Source organism: Mesorhizobium sp. M0052 (assembly GCF_040323255.1).
Taxonomy (GTDB): Bacteria; Pseudomonadota; Alphaproteobacteria; order Rhizobiales; family Rhizobiaceae; genus Mesorhizobium.
In genome coordinates this window covers 102,254-117,124 of sequence record NZ_JAMYUS010000020.1, presented here as the reverse complement: position 1 = coordinate 117,124, position 14,871 = coordinate 102,254, and the positions used below count along the sequence as shown (strand labels likewise).

13 protein-coding genes and 2 pseudogenes are annotated in these 14,871 nt (G+C 62.9%); 11 read left to right on the top strand and 4 right to left on the bottom strand.

Annotated elements, in window-relative coordinates; translation table 11 throughout:
* Positions 1–80 precede the first annotated feature (80 nt).
* Complete coding sequence (locus NKJ77_RS24575; RefSeq protein WP_023689163.1) at positions 81–1,040, top strand: sugar-binding transcriptional regulator; 960 nt, start codon at positions 81–83, stop codon at positions 1,038–1,040.
* Between the two features lie 22 nt (positions 1,041–1,062).
* Here NKJ77_RS24575 and NKJ77_RS24570 read toward each other — a convergent pair whose 3' ends face one another.
* Positions 1,063–1,248: a hypothetical protein gene (locus tag NKJ77_RS24570; protein WP_023732685.1), complete on the bottom strand. Its 186-nt coding sequence runs from the start codon at positions 1,246–1,248 to the stop codon at positions 1,063–1,065.
* A gap of 110 nt (positions 1,249–1,358) precedes the next feature.
* Here NKJ77_RS24570 and NKJ77_RS24565 point away from each other — a divergent pair, with 110 nt between their 5' ends.
* The 10 genes from NKJ77_RS24565 to NKJ77_RS24520 all read left to right on the top strand — a co-directional run bounded on the left by NKJ77_RS24565 (position 1,359) and on the right by NKJ77_RS24520 (position 11,844).
* A complete protein-coding gene (locus NKJ77_RS24565; protein ID WP_023671245.1) occupies positions 1,359–2,267 on the top strand; it encodes a LysR substrate-binding domain-containing protein in 909 nt (302 codons plus the stop codon).
* A gap of 112 nt (positions 2,268–2,379) precedes the next feature.
* Positions 2,380–2,721 carry a hypothetical protein gene (locus NKJ77_RS24560; RefSeq protein WP_155923262.1) on the top strand — a complete coding sequence of 114 codons (342 nt, stop codon included), beginning with the start codon at positions 2,380–2,382 and terminating at the stop codon, positions 2,719–2,721.
* Positions 2,722–2,963: 242 nt separating this feature from the next.
* On the top strand, positions 2,964–4,274 hold the full coding sequence (locus NKJ77_RS24555) for an ABC transporter substrate-binding protein (RefSeq protein WP_023806257.1): 1,311 nt from the start codon (positions 2,964–2,966) through the stop codon (positions 4,272–4,274).
* Positions 4,275–4,396: 122 nt separating this feature from the next.
* Entirely contained in the window at positions 4,397–5,269 is an 873-nt protein-coding gene (locus tag NKJ77_RS24550; protein ID WP_023711367.1) for a carbohydrate ABC transporter permease, read from the top strand.
* Positions 5,270–5,280: 11 nt separating this feature from the next.
* The gene (locus NKJ77_RS24545; protein WP_023671250.1) at positions 5,281–6,105 is read left to right on the top strand and encodes a carbohydrate ABC transporter permease; all 825 of its coding nucleotides are present in this window, start codon (positions 5,281–5,283) and stop codon (positions 6,103–6,105) included.
* A gap of 50 nt (positions 6,106–6,155) precedes the next feature.
* Complete coding sequence (locus tag NKJ77_RS24540; RefSeq protein ID WP_023671251.1) at positions 6,156–7,160, top strand: ABC transporter ATP-binding protein; 1,005 nt, start codon at positions 6,156–6,158, stop codon at positions 7,158–7,160.
* Entirely contained in the window at positions 7,157–7,927 is a 771-nt protein-coding gene (locus tag NKJ77_RS24535) for an L-iditol 2-dehydrogenase (RefSeq protein ID WP_023832541.1), read from the top strand. Before NKJ77_RS24540 ends, NKJ77_RS24535 begins: the two co-directional genes overlap by 4 nt.
* Positions 7,928–7,973: 46 nt before the next feature.
* Positions 7,974–9,452 carry a mannitol dehydrogenase family protein gene (locus NKJ77_RS24530; protein WP_023832542.1) on the top strand — a complete coding sequence of 493 codons (1,479 nt, stop codon included), beginning with the start codon at positions 7,974–7,976 and terminating at the stop codon, positions 9,450–9,452.
* 11 nt (positions 9,453–9,463) lie between these two features.
* Positions 9,464–10,123 (top strand): HAD family hydrolase, encoded by a 660-nt coding sequence (locus NKJ77_RS24525; protein ID WP_023671254.1) that lies wholly within the window; start codon positions 9,464–9,466, stop codon positions 10,121–10,123.
* A 134-nt stretch (positions 10,124–10,257) separates the two neighbouring features.
* Positions 10,258–11,844, top strand: a complete 1,587-nt coding sequence (locus tag NKJ77_RS24520; protein ID WP_023832543.1) for an FGGY-family carbohydrate kinase — start codon at positions 10,258–10,260, stop codon at positions 11,842–11,844.
* Positions 11,845–11,898: 54 nt separating this feature from the next.
* On the opposite strand, the pseudogene NKJ77_RS24515 reads toward NKJ77_RS24520, so the two are convergent.
* From NKJ77_RS24515 to NKJ77_RS24505, 3 genes and pseudogenes are all read right to left on the bottom strand, one after another.
* A pseudogene (locus tag NKJ77_RS24515) lies at positions 11,899–12,992 on the bottom strand (ABC transporter ATP-binding protein).
* Positions 12,993–12,994: 2 nt separating this feature from the next.
* Positions 12,995–14,041, bottom strand: coding sequence for an NAD(P)-dependent alcohol dehydrogenase (locus tag NKJ77_RS24510; protein ID WP_023683584.1), 1,047 nt, complete (start codon positions 14,039–14,041; stop codon positions 12,995–12,997).
* A gap of 20 nt (positions 14,042–14,061) precedes the next feature.
* Positions 14,062–14,868 (bottom strand): annotated as a pseudogene (locus NKJ77_RS24505) (carbohydrate ABC transporter permease); the annotation flags it as partial.
* Positions 14,869–14,871 lie beyond the last annotated feature (3 nt).

Here is a 14,871-nt window from a genome sequence, read left to right as displayed (position 1 = left end):
AATTGCGCGCCGACACATTCCCTGCAAGACTATGACGCTTCGCCCAAGGGCGGGCAAAGGGGCAGGGCTGGAGGCACATTTTGAATTCGCGGCAAGACGGCGGCAGCAGCAGGCTGGACGAGGCAGCGCGCGCCGGTTGGCTTTATTATGTTGCCGGCAACACCCAGGACCAGATCGCCGCCACGCTCGGCATTTCCCGGCAGACGGCGCAGCGGCTGGTGTCGCTGGCGGTGTCAGAGGGGCTGATCAAGGTTCGCGTCGATCACCCGATCGCCAATTGCCTTGATCTCGCAGCTAGACTGAAGTCACGCTTCGCGCTCGACCTCGTCGAAGTGGTGCCGAGCGATCCAACCTCATCCTCGACCACGATCGGCATTGCTGAGGCGGCCGCGGCCGAGATCGAGCGGCGGCTGCGGTCACCGACGCCCATCGTCTTGGCCATCGGCACCGGCCGCACGCTGAAGGCGGCGATCGAGCAATTGCCGCCGATGGAATGCTCGCAGCACAAGGTTGTGTCCTTGACCGGCAACATCTCGCCCGACGGTTCGGCCGCCTTCTACAACGTCATCTTCACCATGGCCGACCGGGTCAAGGCCCGCTCGTTCCCGATGCCGCTGCCGGTCATCGCCTCGTCGCCGGAAGAGCGCGAGATGCTGCTTGCCCAGCCGATGATCCAACCGACGCTGGCGCTGGCCGCGGAAGCCGACGTCACCTTTGTCGGCATCGGCGATCTCGGCCCGAAGGCGCCGCTCTACGAGGACGGTTTTATCTCGGAAAGCGAGCTGAAGGCTTTGCAAAAGGCTGGCGGCGTCGCCGAGATCGTCGGCTGGGTGTTCGACCGGGAAGGCCGCATGATCGAGGGCATCACCAACGACCGGGTATCGTCGGCAGCCTTGCCGTCACGCGAAAAGTCGCTGGTCATTGCACTCGCCATGGGCGAACGCAAATTGCCGGGCATCCTGGCTGCGGTGAACCGCCGGCTGGTCAATGGCCTCATCACCGACGAGCGGACCGCCACGGCCCTACTCGACGGCGCCTGATCTGGTGATAAAATCGGCACTGCTATTTGTGCCGTCCGCAAACATCATTTCCATCGAGGAAACCCATGTCGCGCTGCAGATGCGGCGACAATTCCCTGACGTCGACATAGCTGCGGCGGCGGCGTACCAGCAGGGAAAATTCGTGCGCCAGCACGGAAAACCAGCTTCGCGCCGGGGCCGAATGCAGCTTTTCCTGTACCGTGGTCATGATCTTCAGCCTCCGCTATGCTTGAACTGGATTGTTCCTCGACACCAAATATCAGTCTGATCGGCTCCGGCTTCCAATCAAACGTCGATCAAGACCCATAAGGAGGGCTTATGCCCGATCTCAAGGCACCGCAGCTCGCCCAGCTGCCGCCGCTGCAGGCCATCAGAGTGTTCGAAGCCGTCGCGCGGCATCTCTCCTTCACCAAGGCCGCGCAGGAACTCGGCATGACGCAGGCCGCCGCCAGCTATCAGATCAAGCTTCTGGAAGAGCGCATCGGTTCGCCGCTGTTCCTGCGCCAGCCGCGACAGATTGTGCTGACGGAACCCGGCCAGCGCCTGGCGCCCGCCGTCAGCGAGGCGTTCAGCCTGCTCTCAAGCGCCTATTCCGCCGCGCGTGGGGGCGCCGATGGTGTGCTGTGTGTCTCGACGCTGCTGACCTTCGCCTCGAACTGGCTGGCGCAGCATCTCGGCTCCTTCCAGGTCGCGCATCCGTCGCTGGCGGTGCGCGTCGATACCTCGAACAGGGTGATCGATTTTGCCCGCGAGGACATGGACATCGCTATCCGCTCCGGCAGCGGCAAGTGGCCTGGAGTGGAGACCCATCTTTTGTTCAAGGCCGATTTCACCCCGGTGCTGAGCCCGGCACTCGCTGCCACCATAGGTGGCGTCCACGAACCCGCCGACCTGTTCAAGCTGCCCATTCTCGATCCCGGCGACATCTGGTGGCGGGAATGGTTCGCCCTTGCCGGCGTCCCGGCGGACGAACTTGCCAGGCGCACCGGCACCAGCATGGGCGCGCAGGCCTATGAGGCGAACGCGGCCATCGCCGGCCATGGTGTGGCGATCCTGACCACCGCATTGTTCAAGACCGAGCTCGCCGCCGGCCGCCTGATCCAGCCCTTCGACCTGGTCGGCGACGACGGCCACGCCTATTGGCTGGTCTACCCGACGGCGCGTCGCAACGTGCCGAAGATAAAAGCCTTCCGGGACTGGATCCTGGCCGAGATCGCCTGCGCCTGAGGGCGAGCGACTCGCGGATTGATTTCCGAGATGCAAAGCGAGCCATGGATCCGCGACGAATGCTCGCTTTCGCGGACAAACAGCTGCGATCGGGCCACCCGGTTAACCAAGCTTGACAAAAACGCTGTCGATATCACTCGCCCGGCATAGGCTTGTGCTTGTGACGACCCAATTGAGCAGGATCAATCGTCTGCAGATTGAAACAGGGTCGATCAGCCGGCTGATGAAAGTCTATCGCGTCGAAGAAATCGAAAACAACACCGTGCGCACGACGCAGGTGATCGAAGCATTTACGCCGTTTCAAGCTGCCGTGAAGGCAATCGGCCGGGAAGTTAGGCTGCGCAAGGACGAGCCCAGCTGGATCCAGGTGACGGAAGTGCTGACCAGAGCCAAGCAAACACGCGACGGCAGGGTTTTCGAATATTCCGTGGGAAGCTACCCGTCCCACGGCTGATGGACTCGGCCCTATCGCTCCCCTGGCGCGACGATTGGGTTGCGATGGGTCGGCATCAACGCGCTCTCACATCCCCTGCAAACAGCTTCCCAAATCCGTTCAATATCCTCTACGCGCGCAACGCCGCGCTCCGCCTTGCGTGCTGCGCTGCAGCATCGAATCTGACTTGACATAATTTATGCCAAGTGAGTAATTGCCCATTACCAAGGCAAATGCTCATCTTGGTTCATGGGAGGAATTTGATGAAACTGCGCACGCTCACTTTGGGCCTGTTGTCGGCCAGCGCCTTCGCTTTCGCCGCGCATGCCGAATCCATCACCATCGCCACCGTCAACAATGGCGACATGGTCCGCATGCAGAAGCTGACCGACGACTTCACCAAGGCTAACCCCGACGTCACGCTCAACTGGGTCACGCTCGAAGAGAACGTGCTGCGCGAGCGCGTCACCACCGACATTGCCACCAAGGGCGGCCAGTATGACGTGATGACGATCGGCACCTACGAGGTTCCGATCTGGGCCAAGCAGAGCTGGCTGTTGCCGCTCGACAAGCTCGGCGACGACTATGACGCCAAGGACATCATCCCGGCCATCGCCGGCGGCCTCTCGGTCGACGGCAAGCTCTATGCCGCGCCCTTCTACGGCGAAAGCTCCTTCGTCATGTACCGCAAGGACCTGATCGAGAAGGCCGGGCTGACCATGCCCGATGCCCCGACGTGGGACTTCATCAAGCAGGCGGCCGACAAGATGACCGACCGCGCCAATGGCGTGAACGGCGTATGCCTGCGCGGCAAGGCCGGCTGGGGCGAGAACACGGCGTTCCTGACGGCCATGTCCAACTCGTTTGGCGCCCGCTGGTTCGACGAGAACTGGAAGCCGCAGTTCGACCAACCGGAATGGAAGAACACACTGCAGTTCTATGTCGACCTGATGAAGGCCGACGGTCCGGAAGGCGCTTCGTCCAACGGCTTCAACGAGAATCTGGCTCTGTTCCAGCAAGGCAAGTGCGGCATGTGGATCGACGCCACCGTGGCGGCGTCCTTCGTCTCGGATCCGAAGGCCTCGAAGGTGGCCGACAAGGTCGGTTATGCTTTGGCGCCGGACAATGGCCTCGGCAAGCGCGCCAACTGGCTCTGGGCATGGTCGCTGGCGATCCCCGCAGGCACGCAGAAGGCGGAATCCGCCCAGAAGTTCGTCTCATGGGCGACCAGCAAGCACTATGCCGAACTGGTCGCTTCCAAGGAAGGCTGGGCCAACGTTCCTCCGGGAACGCGTTCCTCGCTCTACGCCAATCCCGAGTACCAGAAGGCGGCCCCGTTCGCCAAGATGACGCTGGACTCGATCAATGCCGCCGATCCGGCGCATCCGACGGTCAAGCCGGTGCCCTATGTCGGTGTGCAGTTCGTCGCCATTCCTGAGTTCCAGGGCCTCGGCACAACCGTTGGCCAGCTGTTCTCGGCGGCGCTCGCCGGCCAGACCAGCGTAGACGACGCGCTCAAGCAGGCGCAGGACGCCGCCACGGCGACCATGACCGAAGGCGGTTATATCAAGTAAGGCTCCTCCCGGTGCCGAACGCCGGTCGCCTCCTGACCGGCGATGGCCGCCCGAGTCCCAGTTCGGGCGGCCGCTTTTTCCCCGCTGTGAAAATTCAGTCCGACTAGTGAAGGGTGACCGTCATGGCTACTCAGCAGACCCGTTCGCTTGCCCGCTTCATGATGGCGCCGTCCGTCGTGTTGCTGTTCGTCTGGATGATCGTGCCGCTGGTCATCACCTTCTGGTTCTCCTTCCAGCAATACAATCCGCTGAACCCGATCCGCGACGGCTTCGTCTGGTTCTCGAACTACTCGCTGTTCTATTCCAACCCGGCATTCCTGCAATCGATCCTGAACACGCTCGTCCTGGTCGGCAGCGTGCTGCTGATCACCGTGATCGGCGGCATCATGCTGGCGCTGTTGATCGATCAGCCGATGTGGGGACAGGGGATCGTCCGCATCCTCGTCATCTCTCCGTTCTTCGTCATGCCGCCGGTGGCTGCACTTGTCTGGAAGAACATGATCATGCACCCGCAATACGGCGTCTTTGCCGACATTGCGCGCTTCTTCGGGGCTCAACCGATCGACTGGTTCGGGCAGCATCCGATGCTGGCCATCATCATCATCGTCGCCTGGCAATGGCTTCCCTTCGCCACGCTGATCCTGCTGACCGCATTGCAGTCGCTCGACGGCGAGCAGAAGGAAGCCGCCGAGATGGACGGCGCCGGCTTCGTCAGCCGCTTCATCTATCTGACGCTGCCGCACATGTCGCGCGCCATCACCGTCGTCATCCTGATCCAGACCATCTTCCTGCTGTCGGTCTATGCCGAAATCCTGGTCACCACCAATGGCGGACCCGGCTATGCCTCCACCAACCTGCCCTTCCTCGTCTACCAGAAGGCATTGCTGGAGTTCAAAATCGGCCAGGCATCGGCCGGCGGTGTCATCGCCGTCATTCTCGCCAACATCGTCGCCTTCTTCGCCATGCGCGCGGTGGGCAAGAACCTGGACAAGTAAGGGAGGATACGATGGCACGTGCAGTCACCACCCAACACAAGGTCATTGCGACAGGCGCCGCCTGGATCGTCGCGCTGCTGATCTTCTTCCCGATCCTCTACACGATCATCACCTCGTTCAAGTCGGAGCAGGAGGCCATCCAGGGCTTCGCGCTGATCCCGTCGGGGACGTTCGAGAGCTATACCGAGGTCCAGGCGCAGAGCGGCTACTTCAAGTTCTTCTTCAACTCGGTGCTGCTCTCGGTCGGCTCGACCATCCTGGCCCTGATAGTCGCGGTTCCGGCCGCCTGGTCGATGGCCTTCTCGCCGGGCAAGTGGACCAAGGACATCCTGATGTGGATGCTCTCGACCAAGATGATGCCGGCGGTTGCCGTGCTGTTCCCGATCTACCTCATCTTCCGCGATGCCGGACTGCTCGACAGCCGCATCGGCCTGATGATCATGCTGATGCTGATCAACCTGCCGATCGTGATCTGGATGCTCTACACCTACTTCCGCGAAATCCCCGGCGAGATCCTGGAAGCGGCACGCATGGACGGCGCCACCCTGTGGGGCGAGATCGTCTATGTGCTGACCCCCATGGCCGTGCCGGGCATCGCCTCGACCATGCTGCTCAACATCATCCTGGCGTGGAACGAAGCGTTCTGGACCATCCGCCTGACCACCACCGAGGCGGCGCCGCTGACGGCCTTCATCAGTTCGTTCTCAAGCCCGCAAGGCCTGTTCTGGGCCAAGCTTTCGGCGGCCTCGACGCTGGCCATCGCCCCCATCCTGATCATGGGCTGGTTCAGCCAGAAGCAGTTGGTGCGCGGCCTGACATTCGGCGCGGTAAAATAACGGACGTTGCCTGAAGCAATCCGGCCAAATAACCCCTCGGGGAGGAAACCATGGGAAACATCACGCTCAAGAACGTCTCCAAGCATTTCGGATCGACGGTCATCATTCCAGGCCTCGACCTCGTCATCGAGAATGGCGAGTTCGTCGTCTTCGTCGGGCCGTCGGGTTGCGGCAAGTCCACGTTGCTGCGCCTCATCGCCGGGCTCGAGGACACCAGCGGGGGCACCATCAACATCGATGGCCGTGACGTCACCGGCGAGGCGCCGGCCAAGCGCAAGCTGGCCATGGTATTCCAGTCCTATGCGCTCTATCCGCATATGACGGTGGCCAAGAACATCGGCTTCCCGCTGAAGATGGCGGGCGAGGATGTGGCGACGATCGACAAGAAGGTGAAGGACGCAGCCCGGGTCCTCAACCTCACCAACTATCTCGAACGCCGGCCCGGCCAGCTCTCCGGCGGCCAGCGGCAACGCGTCGCCATCGGCCGCGCCATCGTGCGCCAGCCCTCGGCATTCCTGTTCGACGAGCCGCTGTCCAACCTCGATGCCGCACTGCGCGGCACCATGCGTCTGGAAATCAGCGAGCTGCACCACCAGCTCAAGACGACGATGGTCTACGTCACCCACGACCAGATCGAGGCCATGACCATGGCCGACAAGATCGTCGTGCTCAACGCCGGCAACATCGAACAGGTCGGCTCGCCGATGGAACTCTACAAGTCGCCGAAGAACCTGTTTGTCGCCGGCTTCATCGGTTCGCCGAAGATGAATCTGATCGAAGGCGCGCCGGCGGCCAAATACAACGCCAAGACCATCGGCATCCGTCCCGAGCACATGGGGATATCGACCACGGCGGGCGACTGGAAAGCCCTTGTCGGCGTCGCCGAGCATCTTGGATCCGACACCTTCCTGCATGTCCAGGCTGACGGCGTCGGTCCGCTGACCGTGCGCGCCGATGGCGAAATGCCCGTCCGTCACGGCGACACCATTTACCTCACCCCCGACAAGGTCCGGATGCATCGCTTCGGCCCCGACGGAAAGGCGCTGACGCAGTGAGGCTGAAAGGCAAATCGGCGCTGGTCACCGGATCAGCACGCGGCATCGGCAAGGCCTTCGCCGAAGCTTATGTGCGTGAGGGTGCGACCGTCGCCATTGCCGATATCAATCTGGCGGCTGCCGAAAAGACAGCCTCCGAGATCGGCGCCAACGCCTATCCGGTCAGGCTCGACGTCAGCGACCTCGCTTCGATCGAGGCGGCGGTGAAGGCGGTCGAAACAAAGACCGGTGGCCTCGACATCCTGATCAACAATGCTGCCTTGTTCGACCTGGCGCCGATCGTCGAGATCACCAAAGCGAGCTACGACAAATTGTTCTCCGTCAACGTCGCCGGCACTTTGTTCATGCTGCAGGCAGCGGCACGTTCGATGATCGCAAGGGGCAAGGGCGGCAGGATCATCAACATCGCCAGCCAGGCCGGACGGCGCGGCGAGCCGCTGGTCGCCGTCTATTGCGCCACCAAGGCCGCGGTGATTTCGCTGACCCAGTCCGCCGGGCTCGACCTGATCAAGCACCGCATCAACGTCAATGGCATCGCGCCCGGCGTCGTCGACAGCGATATGTGGGATGAGGTCGATGCGCTGTTTGCCAAATATGAGAACCGGCCGAAGGGCGAGAAGAAGCGGCTGGTCGGCGAGGGCGTGCCCTATGGCCGCATGGGCAAGCCGGAGGACCTGACCGGCATGGCGGTGTTCCTGGCCAGCGACGACGCCGAATACATCGTCGCCCAGACCTACAATGTCGATGGCGGCCAATGGATGAGTTGATGGGCCGGGATCACGAAGGCCGCAGCCCGGCCAAAAGGGTAGAAAAATGACCGTGAAACTCTCCTCCTCGATCCTCTCGGAACTCCCCGCCAAGGTCGCCGGTCCCAGATATGATCGCTCCAGGCTCAAACCCGGTATCGTCCATTTCGGCGTCGGCAATTTCCATCGCTCGCATCAGGCGGTCTACCTCGACGATCTCTTCAATGCAGGCATCGGCCATGACTGGGCGCTGGTCGGCGCCGGAGTCTTCGAGGGCGAAAAAATCGGCCGTTCCAAGCTGCAGGAGCAGGACTGGCTGACCACCGTGGTCGAGCAGGATTCCGACCATATGAGCGCCCGCGTCACCGGCGTCATGATCGACTTCCTGACGCCCGGCGATGCCGATGCCATCATCGACCAGCTCGCCGATCCGGCGATCAAGATCGTCTCGCTGACCATCACGGAAGGCGGTTATTTCATCGATCCGGCCTCCGGCAAGTTCAACCCGACCCACCCCGACATCGTCGCCGACGCACAGGCAGGCACGACGCCGAAGACGGTGTTCGGCCTCATCCTTGCGGGCCTGATGCGCCGCCGGGCCGACGGCATCGTGCCGTTCACCGTCATGTCCTGCGACAACATCCCTCACAATGGCCATGTCACCTCGGATGGCGTCATCGGCCTCGCCCGGCTGATCGATGAGGATCTGGCAAACTGGGTCAGCGACAATGTCGCCTTTCCCAACGGCATGGTCGACCGCATCACCCCCGCCACCTCCGACCGCGAGCGCGGTATTCTCGCCACCGAGTTCGGCCTCGAGGACAACTGGCCGGTGTTCTGCGAGCCGTTCAAGCAATGGGTGCTGGAAGACCGTTTCACCGACGGCCGCCCGCCGCTGGAAAAGGTCGGTGTGCAATTCGTGAGGGATGTCGCGCCCTATGAACTGATGAAGATCCGCATCCTCAATGGCGGTCATGCCACGATCGCTTATCCCGCAGGGTTGATGGACATCCATTTCGTCCATGAGGCGATGCAGGAGCCGCTGGTGCGCGGCTTCCTCGCCAAGCTCGAGCATGACGAGATCATCCCGACCGTGCCGCCGGTGCCGGACACCGTGCTGGAGGATTATTACCAGCTCATCGAGCACCGCTTTTCCAACCCCAAGATCGGCGACACCATCCGCCGGCTTTGCCTCGACGGTTCCAACCGGCAGCCGAAATTCATCATCCCGACCATCGCCGACCGGCTGAAAGCCGGGAAGAGCGTCGCGGGTCTGGCGCTCGAGTCGGCGCTGTGGTGCCGCTATTGCTTCGGCACCACCGACAGCGGCGCGGTCATCGAGGCCAACGACCCGAGCTGGGGCCGGCTGCAGGCAAGCGCCAAGGCGGCGAAGGACAAGCCCGGCGCCTGGCTTGCGATGGAGGATATCTATGGCGGGGTCGGCCGCTCGGCGCCGTTCGCCGAGGCCTTTGCCCATGCGCTCAACGTCTTGTGGGCGAATGGCACGCGCGCGACGCTGACGCGCTACATCTCCGGCAAGCTCTGACGCCAGCCGCAATGACGCCCGAACTGGTCATCTTCGACTGTGACGGCGTGCTGGTCGACAGCGAGGCGCTGTCGGTTTCGGCTCTGCTCGGCATGATCTCTGCCGCCGGGGGCTCGGTCAGCGAAGATACCGCCTACGAGCATTTCTTAGGCAAGAGCATGAAGAGCGTGCGCGAGATACTTCTTCGCGATTTCACCATCGACATCACCGACGTGCATCTGACCGACATGCGCGTCGAACTGATGCGCAAATTCCGCGAGGAGCTGAAGCCGATTCCCGGCATCAGCGACATCCTGCCGAGGCTGGGCATTCCCTGCTGCGTCGCCTCTTCCGGCACGCTCGACCGCATTCGCTATGCGCTCGACGTTACCGGCCTGCTCGGCCTGCTCGAGCCCCATCTGTTCAGCGCCGCCATGGTCCCGCGCGGCAAGCCGGCGCCGGATCTTTTTCTCCATGCCGCCGCCGCAATGGGCGCGCATCCCGGTAATTGCATCGTAATCGAGGACAGCCCTGCCGGCATCGCGGCGGCGCGTGCGGCCGGCATGCGCGTCTTTGCTTTCACCGGCGGTTCGCACGCCGGCAACCCGGCCTTGAAAGCGCGGCTTGCGTCGAGTGAACCGGACTTTATATTCGCGGACATGCTGCAATTGCCCGATCTGATTGCAGGCTAGAGCATGATGCCAAAAAGTGTGAAGCGGTTTTCGGACGACATCATGCTCTACTTCTTTGATTTAGAGACGGATTCAGATTTCAGGTCGAACAGACCTGAAATCATCCGGCTCTAGGGAGCGAGAGTAAAAGCATCTTGACGAAAAGCTTCGTTTGCGCGGTCGATGTCGGCACCGGGAGCGCCCGCGCGGGCATTCTCGATACGTCAGGCACCTTGCTCGGCCGCGCCGAGCATCCGATCGTCATGAACCAGCCGAAGGCCGATCACGCCGAGCACAATTCGCAGGATATCTGGTCGGCGGTCTGCATCGCGGTGCGTGCCGCGCGCGAAAAGGCCGGTGTGTCAGCCGACGATATTGTCGGCATGTCGTTCGACGCCACCTGCTCGCTGGTGGTGCTGGACAGGAATGCCGGCCAGCTCAGCGTCTCGGTGACGGGCGAACGGCGCTGGGACACCATCGTCTGGCTCGACCATCGCGCCATCGCCGAGGCAGATGAATGCACCGATAGCGGCCACGCCGTACTCGACTATATCGGTGGCGTCATGTCGCCGGAAATGGCGACGCCGAAGCTGATGTGGCTGAAGCGCAATCTGCCGGGAACTTGGCATGAAGCCGGCTACCTGTTCGACCTCACCGATTTCCTGACCTGGAAGGCGACCGGGTCGCTGGCGCGCTCGCAATGCACGCTGACCGCCAAATGGACCTATCTGGCGCATGAGGAAACCGGCTGGCGCCGTGACTTCTTCGACAGGGTCGGGCTTGGCGATCTGTTCGAACACGGCAGCCTGCCGGAGAAGGCAAGTGCTGTCGGCGAAGACATCGGCACGCTCACCCCTGAAGCGGCGGCGGAGTTGGGCTTGAGCGAAAACTGTCGGGTCGGCGCCGGCGTCATCGATGCCTATGCCGGCGCGCTTGGCGTGCTCGGCGGCTTTGCTGGCGACGAGCAGAATATCGGCCGCCATCTGGCATTGATCGCCGGCACCTCGTCCTGCGTCATGGCGATGTCGCCCGACCCGCAGCCTTTCGCCGGCGTCTGGGGTCCATACTATGGCGCCGCACTGCCAAAGCTCTGGCTGTCGGAAGGCGGCCAGTCGGCTACCGGGGCTTTGCTCGACCACATCATCCGCTGGCATGGCGCCGGCGGCGAGCCGGATGCGGCCATGCATGCCAAGATCGCCAGGCGCGTCGCTGAACTGCGCAGCACCGAAGGCGACAAGCTGGCGGCGAGGCTGCATGTGCTGCCGGATTTTCACGGCAACCGCTCGCCGCTTGCCGACCCGCATGCCGTCGGCGTGGTCAGCGGGCTGACGCTGGATTCCTCCTTCGACAGCCTGTGCAAGCTCTATTGGCGCACGGCCGTCGGCATCGCGCTCGGCGTGCGCCATGTGCTGGAGGCGCTGAACGAGAACGGCTATCTCATCGACACGCTGCACGTCACCGGCGGCCACACCAAGAACCCGTTGCTGATGGAGCTTTATGCCGACGCGACCGGCTGCGCGGTGATCGAGCCGCTGGCCGACGAAGCCGTTCTGCTCGGCACCGGCATGGTCGCCGCCACCGCGGCCGGTCTGTTCCCGGACCTGAATGCCGCTTGCGTCGCCATGCAGCAAGGCGGCAGGGCGCGCACCTCGAACCCGGCCGCTTCAGGCCGCTTCGACCGCGACTACAAGATTTTCCTCGAAATGCACCGCCAGCGGCAGGAGCTCGACGCCATCAGCTAGAGGAATTCCAGGAAAAGTGTGAAACGGTTTTCCGTCCGGAATTGCGTACCAAATCTAGGCCTCCTCTCGCCGGCGCAAGGATGCGCCGGTCGCCGCGTCGAACAGATGCACGCTCTCCTCCTCGAACGTATAGCGCACAGGCGCGCGCAACGCCGGGCATTCGCGGGCCGATATCAACGCGCCGACCTCCTTGCCGCCGCAGGCGAACGTCACCAGCGCGTCATTGCCATGGAACTCGATGAGGTCGGCGGTGCCTTGCAGAAGATTGATGCTCTGAGCGCCGGCGGTCTTCAGGTCCGGCGGTCGGATTCCAAGCACGGCGCGCTGGACGCCGCGCAGATCGAAGCCCGAGCCTTCTATGGAGAAGGTCGAGCCGCCGCCTGTCAGCGTCCAGCGTTCGTCCTTCCGCCCGACGGCCACGTCGATGAAATTCATGTTCGGCGTACCGATGAAGGCGGCGACGAACAGATTGCCCGGCTGGCGATAGATCTCCGCAGGCGAGCCGATCTGTTCGATAACGCCATCCCTGAGCAGCACGATCCGGTCGGCCAGCGTCATCGCTTCCAACTGATCGTGGGTGACATAGACGGTGGTGGTCTTCAGCGACTGATGCAGCCGGGCGATCTCGACCCGCATGTGGTTGCGCAGCTTGGCATCGAGATTGGACAGCGGCTCGTCGAACAGGAACACTTTCGGCGTCTTGATCATGGCGCGCGCAATCGCCACGCGCTGCTGCTGGCCGCCGGAAAGTTCGGTCGGCTTGCGGGCGAGGTAAGGTTCGAGGCCGAGCGTCTTTGCCACCGCCTCGACCCGCTTCCGGATCTCGGCCGGGGGCACTTTCTGTCGCTTGAGCCCAAAGGCGATGTTGTCGAAGATCGTCATATGCGGGTAGAGCGCATAGTTCTGGAAAACCATGGCAATGCCGCGCTCGCCGGGCTCGAGATCGTTGACCACTTTGCCGCCGATCGACACTTCCCCGCCGCTGATATCTTCCAGTCCGGCCAGCATCCTGAGCAAGGTCGACTTGCCGCAGCCGGACGGGCGAGGAATACGACGAATTCGTGCTCCTCGATCGAGAGATTGAGGTCGCGGATGACGGTGGTGGCGCCGTAAGCCTTGTCGACATGGGAGCAAACGATCGCGGACATGGTCAGCCCTTCTCGCCGGTAAGAAGGATTTGCAGCTTGACGTCTTGCGGCTTGCCTTGCGCCGCCCGCTCGAAGGCCTCGATGCTGTCCGAGAAATCATAAGTGCCGGTGATCAGCGGCTTGAGGTCGACCTTCCCCGAGGCGATCAGCTGCAGCGCGCGGTCGAAGATGTTGGCGTAACGGAACACCGTCTCGATGCGCACTTCCTTGGAGATCGCCGCCGGAACGTTGAGGCTGACCGGTTCGACCGGCAGTCCGACCAGCACCACCGCGCCGCCCGGCCGCACGACATCGAACAGGTCGGCGAATGCCTTCGGGCTGCCGCTCGCCTCGAACACGATATCCGCGCCCCAATTGTCGGTCGCGGCGGAGACTGCGTCGACCAGCGATTGCTCACCTATATTGACCGGCACGATGCCGGGATATTGCGCGGCAATCTTGAGCTTGGGTGCGGAAAAATCGGAGATCAGCACCTTCGAGCAGCCGCCGGCCAGCGCCGCCAGCGCGATCATGATGCCGATCGGGCCGCAGCCGACGACCACGGCGACGTCGCCAGGCACGATGCGGGCGCGGCTCGCCGCCTGCATGCCGATGGCAAAGGGTTCGACCATCGCGCCTTCGGCGAAGGTGACATTGTCCGGCAGTCTGTAGGTGAAGGCGGCCGGGTGCACGGCATAGGGCGCCAGCACGCCATGCACAGGCGGCGTCGCCCAGAAGGAGACGTCAGGGTCGACATTGTAGATGCCGAGCCTGGTCGCGCGCGACGACAGGTTCGGCACGCCCGGCTCCATGCAGACGCGGTCGCCGACCTTCAGCGTGCCGACATTGGCGCCGATCTCGACGATCGTTCCCGCGGCTTCGTGGCCGAGCACCATCGGGGCCCGCACGACATAGCTGCCGATCGCGCCATGGGTGTAATAGTGCACGTCGCTGCCGCAGACGCCGACCGTGTGGATGGCGATCTTGACATCGCCCGGTCCGACGTCGAGCGGCAGCGCGATCTCGCGCAGCGACAGTTCGCCTTTTTTCTCAAGCACCAGTGCCCGCATAGGTAAGTCCTCGCATCAAGTCTTTTTTGCCGGAAAACGGAATTCAGGAAGCCGCTGAGCACGCCGAGGAACAGCAGCGGCGGTAGCGACAACAGCACGACCGAGGCGTTGAGGATTCCCCACGGCACGTTCATGCCTTGCTGTGAAAGTTCGGAAGCGACGATCGGCAATGTCTTGGCGTTGGAACTGGACAGCATCAGCGCGATCAGGAATTCGTTCCACACCAGCACGAAGCTGAAGGCGACGGCGCCGATCAGCGAGCGCGCCGCTACCGGCAGCGCAATGCGCCAGAACACCGAGTAAGCGCCGTAGCCGTCGACGAAAGCGGCTTCCTCGATTTCCTTCGGCACGGCCTGGAAGGCGGGAATGGCGAGCCACATGATCACCGAGATGGTGAGCAGCGAATAGGTGACGATCAGCGCCGGCAAGGTGTCGTAGAGCCCGATCTGCAGCCAGATCACCATCAGCGGAATGGCGACTGCCACCGGGGGCAGGAAGCGCAGCGACAACACGAAGAACTGGATGTCGCCAGCGAAGCGATTGGGATAGCGCGCCACCGCATAGGCTGCCGGAAGGCCGAGCATGACGCCGATCAGCACGGCGACGCCGCAGGAAATGACCGAGTTATAGAGACCGGTCATGACGCTGTCGCGGCCGATGATGTAGCTGATATTGTCGAAGGTCGGGGTAAACACCAGGCGCGGCACGCGGGTGATGATGTCGACATTGTTCTTCAGCGAATTGACCGCCGTCCAGGCGAGCGGAAACACCGCCATGAAGCCGGCGAAGGCCAGGATGATCTTGCCGATGAGGCGGCCCGGTCTCATGCG

What these genes read in the sequence shown, in the direction of transcription:
- NKJ77_RS24525 (WP_023671254.1), top strand. Translation starts at nt 9,464, where the DNA reads ATGACGCCCGAACTGGTCATCTTCGACTGTGACGGCGTGCTGGTCGAC.
- NKJ77_RS24530 (WP_023832542.1), top strand. Translation starts at nt 7,974, where the DNA reads ATGACCGTGAAACTCTCCTCCTCGATCCTCTCGGAACTCCCCGCCAAG.
- NKJ77_RS24570 (WP_023732685.1), bottom strand. Translation starts at nt 1,248, where the DNA reads ATGACCACGGTACAGGAAAAGCTGCATTCGGCCCCGGCGCGAAGCTGG.
- NKJ77_RS24540 (WP_023671251.1), top strand. Translation starts at nt 6,156, where the DNA reads ATGGGAAACATCACGCTCAAGAACGTCTCCAAGCATTTCGGATCGACG.
- NKJ77_RS24510 (WP_023683584.1), bottom strand. Translation starts at nt 14,041, where the DNA reads ATGCGGGCACTGGTGCTTGAGAAAAAAGGCGAACTGTCGCTGCGCGAG.
- NKJ77_RS24550 (WP_023711367.1), top strand. Translation starts at nt 4,397, where the DNA reads ATGGCTACTCAGCAGACCCGTTCGCTTGCCCGCTTCATGATGGCGCCG.
- NKJ77_RS24555 (WP_023806257.1), top strand. Translation starts at nt 2,964, where the DNA reads ATGAAACTGCGCACGCTCACTTTGGGCCTGTTGTCGGCCAGCGCCTTC.
- NKJ77_RS24545 (WP_023671250.1), top strand. Translation starts at nt 5,281, where the DNA reads ATGGCACGTGCAGTCACCACCCAACACAAGGTCATTGCGACAGGCGCC.
- NKJ77_RS24565 (WP_023671245.1), top strand. Translation starts at nt 1,359, where the DNA reads ATGCCCGATCTCAAGGCACCGCAGCTCGCCCAGCTGCCGCCGCTGCAG.